General features: G+C 45.6%; 11 protein-coding genes and 1 tRNA gene. 6 read left to right on the top strand and 6 right to left on the bottom strand.

What is annotated here, in order from left to right; genetic code table 11:
* Positions 1–68: 68 nt before the first annotated feature.
* Positions 69–146 (top strand) — tRNA-Arg (locus tag ACXJGZ_RS05430).
* A 138-nt stretch (positions 147–284) separates the two neighbouring features.
* Here the strand turns inward: ACXJGZ_RS05430 and rnhB are convergent.
* Positions 285–953, bottom strand: coding sequence for a ribonuclease HII (gene rnhB, locus ACXJGZ_RS05435; protein WP_456321411.1), 669 nt, complete (start codon positions 951–953; stop codon positions 285–287).
* Positions 954–1,005: 52 nt separating this feature from the next.
* Between rnhB and ACXJGZ_RS05440 the strand changes: the two genes are divergently transcribed.
* The 3 genes from ACXJGZ_RS05440 to ACXJGZ_RS05450 all read left to right on the top strand — a co-directional run bounded on the left by ACXJGZ_RS05440 (position 1,006) and on the right by ACXJGZ_RS05450 (position 3,600).
* Positions 1,006–1,860, top strand: coding sequence for a damage-control phosphatase (locus ACXJGZ_RS05440; RefSeq protein ID WP_456398507.1), 855 nt, complete (start codon positions 1,006–1,008; stop codon positions 1,858–1,860).
* A 99-nt stretch (positions 1,861–1,959) separates the two neighbouring features.
* Positions 1,960–2,169 carry an RNA chaperone gene (locus ACXJGZ_RS05445; RefSeq protein WP_456326854.1) on the top strand — a complete coding sequence of 70 codons (210 nt, stop codon included), beginning with the start codon at positions 1,960–1,962 and terminating at the stop codon, positions 2,167–2,169.
* Between the two features lie 126 nt (positions 2,170–2,295).
* Positions 2,296–3,600 (top strand): hypothetical protein, encoded by a 1,305-nt coding sequence (locus tag ACXJGZ_RS05450; protein WP_456326850.1) that lies wholly within the window; start codon positions 2,296–2,298, stop codon positions 3,598–3,600.
* Here ACXJGZ_RS05450 and ACXJGZ_RS05455 read toward each other — a convergent pair.
* On the bottom strand, positions 3,597–4,406 hold the full coding sequence (locus ACXJGZ_RS05455) for a DUF2666 family protein (RefSeq protein ID WP_456398493.1): 810 nt from the start codon (positions 4,404–4,406) through the stop codon (positions 3,597–3,599). The genes ACXJGZ_RS05450 and ACXJGZ_RS05455 overlap by 4 nt on opposite strands.
* A gap of 114 nt (positions 4,407–4,520) precedes the next feature.
* Between ACXJGZ_RS05455 and hypE the strand changes: the two genes are divergently transcribed.
* Together hypE and ACXJGZ_RS05465 are read left to right on the top strand one after the other, a co-directional pair.
* Positions 4,521–5,531 carry a hydrogenase expression/formation protein HypE gene (gene hypE, locus ACXJGZ_RS05460; protein WP_456326855.1) on the top strand — a complete coding sequence of 337 codons (1,011 nt, stop codon included), beginning with the start codon at positions 4,521–4,523 and terminating at the stop codon, positions 5,529–5,531.
* A gap of 59 nt (positions 5,532–5,590) precedes the next feature.
* Positions 5,591–5,806 carry a hypothetical protein gene (locus ACXJGZ_RS05465; protein WP_293253224.1) on the top strand — a complete coding sequence of 72 codons (216 nt, stop codon included), beginning with the start codon at positions 5,591–5,593 and terminating at the stop codon, positions 5,804–5,806.
* On the opposite strand, the gene ACXJGZ_RS05470 is transcribed toward ACXJGZ_RS05465, so the two are convergent.
* The 4 genes from ACXJGZ_RS05470 to ACXJGZ_RS05485 all read right to left on the bottom strand — a co-directional run.
* On the bottom strand, positions 5,807–6,709 hold the full coding sequence (locus ACXJGZ_RS05470) for an ABC transporter permease (RefSeq protein WP_293253221.1): 903 nt from the start codon (positions 6,707–6,709) through the stop codon (positions 5,807–5,809).
* Positions 6,706–7,710, bottom strand: coding sequence for an ABC transporter permease (locus ACXJGZ_RS05475; protein WP_456398496.1), 1,005 nt, complete (start codon positions 7,708–7,710; stop codon positions 6,706–6,708). The genes ACXJGZ_RS05470 and ACXJGZ_RS05475 overlap by 4 nt, the downstream gene beginning before the upstream one ends.
* A gap of 26 nt (positions 7,711–7,736) precedes the next feature.
* Positions 7,737–9,260: an ABC transporter ATP-binding protein gene (locus ACXJGZ_RS05480; RefSeq protein WP_456398498.1), complete on the bottom strand. Its 1,524-nt coding sequence runs from the start codon at positions 9,258–9,260 to the stop codon at positions 7,737–7,739.
* Between the two features lie 36 nt (positions 9,261–9,296).
* A partial coding sequence (locus ACXJGZ_RS05485; protein WP_456398500.1) for a BMP family lipoprotein occupies positions 9,297–10,226 on the bottom strand: 930 nt, incomplete at its 5' end.

A 10,226-nucleotide genomic window follows, 5' to 3' on the forward strand; every position in this document is an offset into this window, starting at 1 on the left:
CCCCCTTTCCTCTTCAACCGTAAACTTTAAATATCCTTCCCTTTTCACAGAAACATGGTCGCAAGTTTGGACCGGTAGCCTAGCCAGGACAGGGCATCGGCCTCCTAAGCCGAGGGTCCGGGGTTCGAATCCCCGCCGGTCCGCCATTAACCCAAGGCTCATATATGTATTCTGGCTGGTGCTGGTTTTGAGTTTGTAATTTGTAAATAGACAATAACTTTTGCTCACTCATAATGAGCGCTTAAGGAAACTTGAAACCATTCAATCACAATACATAGATGAGCCTAACCTAAAAAGTCCATTATATTCTTCTGTCCCTTCCTTTCCCTAAGCTCTGCTTCAAGCTTCCTCAGGGTTTTCCAAGTCCTCCTCACAATGGGAGGAAATTCTCCATTCTCCCGGTAGTACTCTTCCAAGAATCTCCGGGTTTTTGGATCGCTTGGATATCCGCTTCCAATTTCGCCGTATTTTTCCTTAAGCCTCTCAATGGCTCGATCTCTCGTTACTTTAGCAAGAATTGATGCCGCCGATACAGGGAGGTATTTATCATCCGCCCTGTGCTCCGAGATGATTTTGGGAGAAAATTTAAGTTCTCGCTTTATGTTCTCTCCAAAGCGCTCTTCCTTAACATCTGCAGCATCTATGTAGAGAACATCGGGTTTAACCTTGAGAAAATTCAGAGCCCGGATAAAACCCGCGATTTCCAGATCATTGAGGGTTCCTTCACGGTTATCAATCTCATCGGGCCATAGTTCGACAATCACATGATCATCCAGGACTTTAAGGAGTTCATTAAACAGTTTTTCTCGCCTTTTGGGGGAGAGTTTTTTTGAATCCCTCACATTTAGCTCTCTGAGTTTATCCAATTTTGATTCATCTATTACGACGGCAGCTATTACCAAGGGGCCTATAACGGGGCCCCTACCCGCTTCATCTATTCCTCCGAGCTTCATGCCAATCCCAAAGGATATAAAGTGAAAGGGTTAAAAGCCTTTGGTGGTGAAAATGAAAGTCCATTATGAGTGCCTCTCCTGCTTCATAACTCAATCTCAGAAGATAAGTGAACTGGCAACCGAAGATCTGGAAAAAAGGAAGGAAGCCATGATAGTGGCCGCAAAAGCGGTGCAAAAATACTACCACAGAAATGCCGTTCCCGCAATCGGGGGGAGCCTGCTATTTCTGGAACTTTATAGGTTGCTGGAAAATGATGATCCCTTTAAGGAATATAAGAGGATTTCAAACAGGCTGGCAAAAAAAGTTGTGGAGGAGCTCAGAAAAGAGCTTAAGATAGGTTTAAAGGACGCATTAAAGCTGGCAATTGCCGGTAATGTCATAGATTTTGCCGTGGGATATAACCCGGAGAAAATTGAGGAGGACATTGAACATCGCTTAAATGAGGAGCTCTACATTGACGAGAGTGAAGAACTCTTCAAATCACTTGAAAATGCAAAAACACTGCTCTACCTTGTGGATAACTGCGGGGAGATTTACTTCGACAGGCTGTTTCTGGAGAAAATTGAGGAGGCATATCCCGCTTTAAAAATTTATATTGCGGCAAAAGAAGCCCCCATAATAAACGATGCAACTGTTGAGGATCTTAAAGAGGCAGATTTTGGAAAAGTTGGGAAGATTGTATCGAGCGGCTCAAGGATAGTTGGAAATCCCCTAGAATTTGCGGGCGAGAAGTTCAGAGAAATCTTTGAACGGGCTGATGTTATCATAGCTAAGGGGCAGGGAAACTTTGAAGTGATGAGTGAGCTGAAAGATGGGAGGATTTTCTTTCTTTTGAAAGCCAAATGCATGCCCGTGGCGAGGGAGCTTGGAGTTCCCCGGGGCTCGATGGTGTGCGTCAGATTTTAGTTTTTTCATTTGAATCGACGATTGCCGATATTATTTTTGACGAAAGACGATTAGAAAACCTTTTATACTTTAAAGTTGTATATTATAATGGTGATATCCATGACAACGATAGTTAAGAGGAATGTTAAAAGGTTTGTGAAAGAACTTAGGAGATATTACGACGATGTTTGGAAGATGCCAAAAAGCCAGTACTTATCCAAACCGGATTTCGTTGTAGTTGACCCCAAAACGGGGAAAAAATTGAAGGTTAGCTTCGTATCACTTGACGATGGAGAAACTGTAAGTGTGGTTTATGACGACATAAGCTGATTTCGTTTTTTGTCGTTTTAATTTACGACTTTCACATTTCTGATTTATTGTAGTATTCTAATTCAACCCTCCTCACAGGGGAAGAGTTAAATACTCCATTCCACAATTAGAGACAATGGGGTGCCTATGGAAATCATTCCTGCACATGTTGTTGATGAATCATTTGAAGTTGCAAGTATAATCAGAGACCCCTATTTTAGAGCCATAGCCTATGCCAAAATGGCATATGAACTTTATGGAGTTCAGAACAGAAGATACAAGGAAGCGTTTACAAGGGCTGTCGAAGCAAGTAGAGAAATCGAGAATCCAAAGTATTTAATCAGGGCATTGATTGAAATCGGGAGATACATAGCGAAGTGCGGGATACCCGCATACAAAAAGGTTTTTTATCAAGCCTTTGAGATGGCAAAGGGGCTCGCCCTTCCGACACGGGACGAACTCATAGAGGAAATCATACAGGCTCTTGTGGGGCTTAAGGACTATGATGAAGCTCTCTACTATGCGATAGAGCTCGTTGATAAAATAAAGAAAAGTGAGAACTTCCTGAATCTCCTAAGCTACTACCTGAAGATAGGTAAGATGCGAAAAGCGCACTTTATAGTTAACCATCTTGAGGATGAGCCCTGGAGGTCGATAGCGGCAGTTGAAACCCTCAAAGTGCATTTGAAGAGGGAGGAGTATGGAAGTGCCATAAGAATTTTGAATGCAATCCAGAATCCCTACTGGCTCTCCGAGGGCATAAGAGAAACCGCAATACACCTCAAAACCCAGGGTGCACCGAGAGCAACCCTTGAAAAGTTCGTAAATATCGCAAAGAACATGTCGGAGGATCACGGAGAGGAAGTTCTAACAAACCTCCTTATCGGCTTTGGAATAGTTGGAGAGGTTGAACTTGCATTAAACATACTCTCATATCTCCCAGCGAAGAGAAGGGCCCCGATACTCATAGAGCTCACTGCAAGAATAATGGATGATCCAAAGATACTCGAGGATCTGATGATAAGACTTGAAGGGGGGCTTTTCAACAAGGTTGGCAAGTTCATTATGGGGAGGGTTCTGGAGAAACCTGCTCTCGAATATCAAGCCCTTGTAGGCATCATAGGAAATAAGGCCAAGGATGAAGCGCTCCTCACCAAGGTCGTCACATATTATGCAAAACTGAGAGAATATCAGAAGGCAATAAGCCTCGCACAGCGGATAACGGACAATTATCTCCGCTCCCTTGCCTTTGGAAGTATTGCAGTGAATCTCCTAAAGGAAGGAAACGTTGACAGGGCCCTTGAGGTGGCATTCGAGGTTAAGCATCCCAAATGGAACTCATGGCTTATGGCCGAGCTTCTGGTAAAGATACTCGAGCAGGCTAAAGAACAGGAAATCGAAAACGACCTGGAGAAAAAAGCAAAGGAAGAAAAGGTTCTGTGGGGAGACTAACCTTTCTTCTCCATATATTTCTCCAGACTCTTCGCGGGAATATCAAGCTTCATCCCGAGGTTCTCCAGAAGTATCCTGAGGGCATATACCCTCGCATATTCTTCGAATCCTTCCGGAGCATAGCTGCCCGGATCGAAGTGCAAAAGCTTCTCAACAGCAATTCCAAGGGCATCTCCTTTTGTCTTCTTGGTTATGCCTTTGAAATATTCCTTAATCCCCTTTGTGTTGATATCTGCATAGTGAGCAATCTTCAATGTGGCGGTTTCGTTTATGCCCGCCAGAATCCTTGCGATGTCTGCCATCTGCACTTTTTCGTCTATCATGAGGCGTTTGACCACAATCCACTTCTCACCTTCTTTAACATGCTTTGCTGTGAAGTTTATGTGCTCCTCTCTGAAGGGCAGCACCACCTGGAGCTCTTTTATGGGCTCCTCGGGATAGTTCACCCTTAAGTCAGTCCTGGAAAGGGTCTCCCTTATCAGAAATGCCTTTGCCACATCCACGACAAGTTTCTTAGCTTTCTTATCCTTCTCAAAAACCAGAGCACCAGCTTTTCTTGAGAGTCCTGGGGATTTTAGGGTTTTAAAAACTTCTTTGAGATCCTTTGTGGCGATATCCTCGGCAAGGGAGATTAGAGCAGGGACGTTCATTATATCAATCAGGTACTCTCCAATTTTATCATTAACCGTGTTGGAGATTCTTGCGAGAAAGCGGGCTATGTTTTCATCATGCATAACCACAAGCTTTTCTCCAACTTCCCATTTTCCATGCCTTGCCGTAAACATTACATGGTCCTCTATATTCATGATCCCACCCCGGTTAATTATTCCTTCAAAGATATTTAGCTTTTGCGAGGTTTTAAACCCTTAGTTTGGGTTTAGCTTTTAAAGGGGTTGGATGATTTATAATTGGTGATACTCATGAGGATTAAGCTCGAACATGGTGCTGGCGGGGAAATCATGGAAGAACTAATAAGGGATGTTATACTTAGAAACCTCACCCTGACCTCCGCTGGAGGTATAGGCCTCGATGCTCTGGATGACGGCGCATCGATACCCTTTGGAGATAGGCATCTGGTTTTCACAATAGATGGGCATACTGTGAGACCTCTCTTTTTCCCCGGAGGAGACATAGGGCGTCTGGCAATAAGCGGCACGGTGAATGACCTAAGCGTGATGGGTGCGAAGCCTCTTGCACTTGCAAATGCTATGATAATCGGCGAGGGCTTTGAGGGTGAGAACTTTGAGAGGATTTTGAAATCCATGGATGAGACAGCAAGGGAAGTTCCCGTTTCAATAATAACCGGGGATACAAAGGTGGTTGAGGATAAAATAGGTATCTTCGTTATTACAGCGGGCATAGGCATTGCTGAAAGGCCCGTGAGCGATGCCGGGGCTCTTGTGGGAGATGCCGTTCTCGTAAGTGGAACCCTCGGAGATCACGGCATAGCGATAATGAGCCACCGTGAAGGGATTGCCTTTGAGACCGAGCTTAAAAGCGATGTCGCACCGATATGGGACGTGGTCAACGCAGTTGCCGGGGCAATAGGGTGGGAGAACATCCATGCCATGAAGGATCCCACGCGTGGCGGGCTCAGCAATGCTCTGAATGAGATGGCGAATAAGGCAAACGTTGGAATACTCGTGAAGGAGAGTGAAATACCCATAAAACCAGAGGTTAAAGCCGCCAGTGACATGCTTGGCATAAGTCCCTACGATGTGGCCAATGAGGGGAAAGTTGTCATGATCGTCCCAAAGGAATATGCGGAAGATGCTCTAAAGGCGATGAGGAGAACAAAGCATGGGAAGGATGCCGCCATCATAGGGGAGGTCATGGAAAAGTACAGGGGAAAGGTTATCCTTGAGACGGGAATAGGGGGCAAAAGATTTTTGGAGCCGCCCCTGGGTGACCCCGTTCCAAGAGTCTGCTGAATCCCATCCAAAACCTTTAATTACTTCTTCTTACATATTTACATTGATGAAGTGTTTAGGTGAATGACATGGCCAAAAGTCCAAAACTTATGGCATTGTTAAAGCTGATTGATGATTTAGGGGAGAATGCATACTGGCCTCAAATCGTCAACAAGGCAAACAATTATGGCTTGAAATTCATAGAGCTCAGGCCTCTTCTTGAATACGCTCTAAAAAAGGGATACGTAAGGGAAGAGGGAGAGATTTATGTCATAAATGTAAAAATAAAACGTTAGTCACTCCCTCTTATAGGGCTTTCCATCTGCCTTCGGCGGTCTGACCTTTCCTATAACCCCTGCAACTATAACTATAGTCACAATATAGGGGAGTGTTGCCACGAACTGCCATGGTACAATATTCTGAACCGATGGGTTTGTTCTCACCCATATTGAGAGGTTATCAAAGAATCCAAATAGAAAACCTCCAAAGAGGGCGTTGATCGGGTTCCAGCCGCTGAAGACCATATTTGCTAGGGCTATGAAACCCCTCCCCGAAGAGATATCTTTGGTCACGGTTCCAAGCCAATCCACGCTTAAATATGCCCCTCCAAGTCCGGCCAAGAGACTTCCATAGACCGTGGCCCAGAACCTATACTTCTCCACATTTATTCCAAGAGCATCTGCCGCTTCGGGATTCTCGCCCACGGATCTAATTCTAAGCCCGAGGGGAGTTTTGAATAGAACCCAATGGGTCACTAGGGTTATCAATATTGTAATGAATATCATGGGGCTCACGGGACCATATGGAGTGTACCACTTTGCCATTTTAATTGCAACTTGATGCTGACCCGCGGTTCCCCAGACGGCAGTAATTCCAAAGGCAACTACACCAAGTGCCAGCAGGTTTATACCTATGCCCGGAATTATGTGGTCTCCCTTGAGATAGACCGTTATAGCGCCGTGAAGCATCCCAAAGAGCATGCCTATGAAAGCCCCGCCCAGCATACCTATCCATGCATTGCCTCCCATCTCAGCAAAAATCGCCCCAAAGAAGGCGGACATTAGGAGGATTCCCTCATATCCAATGTTGACGACGCCCGCCCTCTCACTAACAGCAGCTCCAACGCTTGTCAATACAAGGGGCACCATGGCGGTCAAAGCACCCATTAAATTGAAAATTACCATATCAAGGGCATTCATTGCCTTCCCCTCCTGAAGAGGTTCTTAACCAGATCCCATAATCCAGGAACAGCAACGGCAACCACGATTATACCCTGAACGACTTTGACCATTTCAAGAGGAACCCCCGCTTCAATCTGCATTGATGTTGCCCCGGCTTTGAGCATTCCAAAGAATATACCGCTTAAAATTATGCCCAATGGGTGGTTTCTTCCCACCAATGAGACGCCTATCCCATCGAAACCGTATCCGTGTATATTAGCCATTCCCTGACTTATCGCATAGCTCGGAGGTCTTCCCATGACTTCCACGGCACCGGCAAGACCGCTCATAATGCCTCCAATCACAAATGACCATATGATTGCCAATTTGGGATTAATTCCGCCATATTTAGATGCCCTCTCATTGTATCCACTTGCCCTCATCCCATAACCCAGGACGGTGTGCCATAGAAGGTAGTAGCTTAAAAGTGCCGCTATAACCGCTATAACAAATCCCCAGGATAGGTCCGTCTCCTTTAATATCAACCCAAGCCTGGCACTCTCGGGCACGGATATTGTTTTATTTGGGTCGTTGGGATTGGCAAGGGGCCCTAGGACAATATACAACGCCCCGAAAAAGGCAATCCAGTTCAGCATGATTGTGGATATGACTTCATGAACCCCGCGGTAGACTTTTAAAAATGCCGCGGGAAGGGACCAAGCAGCCCCAAAGAGTATCCCTCCCAAAAGACCCATCAGAGGATTTGCAAAAGCTGCTGTAAAGGCTATTGCAGCTATTGCACCAAAGTACACTGTTCCTTCGGCTCCTATGTTAAAAATGCCCGTTCTGGCGCTTATTGCAAAGGTCAGGCCGGTCAGCATTATTGGTGTTGCGGAGCTTAAGGTCAATGCTATACCGTACTTTGAACCGAGTGCTCCATCCAAAAGTGCTTTATAAGCCTCCAATGGACTGTAGCCTGAAAAAGCAAGCACTATGGCACCTACCAGCACTCCGATTGTAACCGCGATTATACTCTCCATGAAGGGTTTTAGAAAGTTTTTCCCGTTCATATGCGGATACCTCCCATCATCAGACCGATCTGTTCCTCTGTGACCTCTTCGGGCTTCACAACGCCCACGAATTCTCCCTCATACATAACAGCCATTCTATCGCTCAGCTGTGTTACCTCATCGAGATCCGCCGAAACAAGTAAAACCGCCTTGTTTTCATTTCTAAGCTTTATCAAATAGTTTCTAATGTATTCGGTGGAGGCAACATCCACACCCCTCGTTGGTTGGGAAGCTATAATGAGAAGGGGCTTCTTGCTGACCTCTCTGGCTACTATGAGCTTTTGCTGATTGCCGCCGCTCAGGCTCCTTAAAGGAGCGTCTATGCCCGGGACTACGATCTCGAACTCCCTCACGAGCTCCTCCGAATGCTTCCTAACATTCACCCACCTTATCGAGTCCAGGGGGCCTCTGAAGTCCTCCTTCCATTGAAGTCCAAGGATGGCATTTTCGGCAACGCTCATATCGAGTATCAAGCCCATATTAGTTCTATCCTCAGGTATATGGGCTATTCCCAGATCATAGAGCTCTTTGGGGGGCTTTTCCGTTATATCTTTTCCATTTAGAAGCACCTTACCTTTTTCAACGTGTCTTAAGCCCGTAAGAGCTTCAATAAGCTCTGTTTGCCCATTACCCTCAACACCCGCAATTCCAAAAATTTCTCCTGCTCTAACCTCAAATGTTAGTCCTTTAACACTCTTTTCTCCCCTGTCTCCAACTACCCACAAGTCCTTAACTTCCAGAATGGGTTCCCCGGCTTCCTTGGGGGGCTTTTGAATTCTCAGAACAACTTCCCTACCCACCATCATCCTGGCAAGGATCTGGGGAGTTGCATCGCTTGTGTTTATGCTTCCTATCAACTCTCCCTTTCTCAAAACCGTTACCCTATCGGTTATTTCCATGACTTCTCTAAGTTTATGACTGATAAAAATTATGGTTTTTCCCTGCTCCTTTAGTGTATTCAAAACTCTAAAGAGCTCTTTGACCTCAATGGGTGTTAGGACTGCCGTAGGCTCATCCAATATAAGAACATCAACATCTCTGTAGAGCATCTTTAAAATTTCAATCCTCTGCTGGACTCCAACGGGGAGGTTTTCCACAGGCACGTCAAGGGGCACCTGGAAGTTCAGCTCATCCATAACCTTTTGGAGCTTCCTTTTGGCTCTCCCAACATCGATCTTGGAGAAGAGCCCATGTCCCTCCATTCCCAGAATTATATTGTGAAGAGCATCAAAAACATCAACCAGCGTGAAATGCTGGTGGACTATACCTATGCCCTTTGATAATGCATCAGCAGGACTCTTAAAAGCGGCTTCCTCACCATCAATATAAATTCTACCATCCGTGGGTTTCAACATACCCGAGAGGATCTTCATTAAAGTTGTTTTACCCGCTCCATTCTCTCCCAACAAACCGTGTATCTCACCTTTTTTAACCGAGAAATCCACTCCTTTCAAAGCTCTGGTTCCGTCTGGATATACCTTGACGATTCCCTTCATCTCTATCAGTGGCTTCTCTTCCATAAGCATCCCTCCAAGAGTAAATAAAAAAGAGAGGACTCAAGCGTATTGCATCATTTCCTTCCAGTCCTTGGCTGCTCTAATCTTTTCTATAGTGTCCTTATCCATTGCAGCCGGAACCTTTATTTCACCGCTCTTAATCTTGCCTTCGAGCTCCTTCACTGCGTCCCAGATCCAGTCTGGAATTTGCTTTCTTGTCTGTTCAAGCTTTGCAAATAATTCGTCTTCGCTTGTGAATCCAAGCTCCTGAAGCTTCTGCTTCTTGGTGTCTTCGGGAAGTGAGTTGAACATTTCCTTAACGTCTTCAATGGTGCTTACTCCAACACCGCCCTCGTTTAATCCAAGCTCCATTATGCCGCCCTTCCAGTTGCCCTTCACTGCCATTTCAACGGCTCTGTAAACACCAACATCAACACGCTTCATCATTGAGGCTATTATAACACCGGGCTTAATCCAGTCTTGGGCTGAATCAACACCGACGGCAAATGGTGGCCCCATAGTTTTTCCCTGACTCTCCAAGTTTTCGCTGACAGCTTCAAAGACACCAAGGCCCACAGCACCTGCCACCTGGTATATGACCCAAGCCCCTTGCTGAAGCTGTGCCTGAGCGGCAGTCTTACCCTTCGCAGGATCCGTGAATGAACCCGTGTACGTGTGCAATATGTTGATGTTAACATCTTTGCCCGTCTTCTGCTTGTAGTAGTCTTCGGCCCATGAGACACCGAATCTATAACCACCCTCGAACTTGTAGAGAACCGGAATTTCCATACCAAGGACAATACCCACCGTATCCTTACCATCGTTTGCCGCAATTAAGCCTGAGAGAGCTCCGATTAAAGCTGAACCTTCGTTTTCCTTAAAGAGAATGCTGACGACATTTGTTTTGTTTGGAATGAACCCATCAACTATAGCGAACTTTTGATCAGGGAACTCATCCGCAACCTGCTTGACTGCATCGGTCATCATGAA

Source organism: Palaeococcus sp. (in: euryarchaeotes) (genome assembly GCF_053987695.1).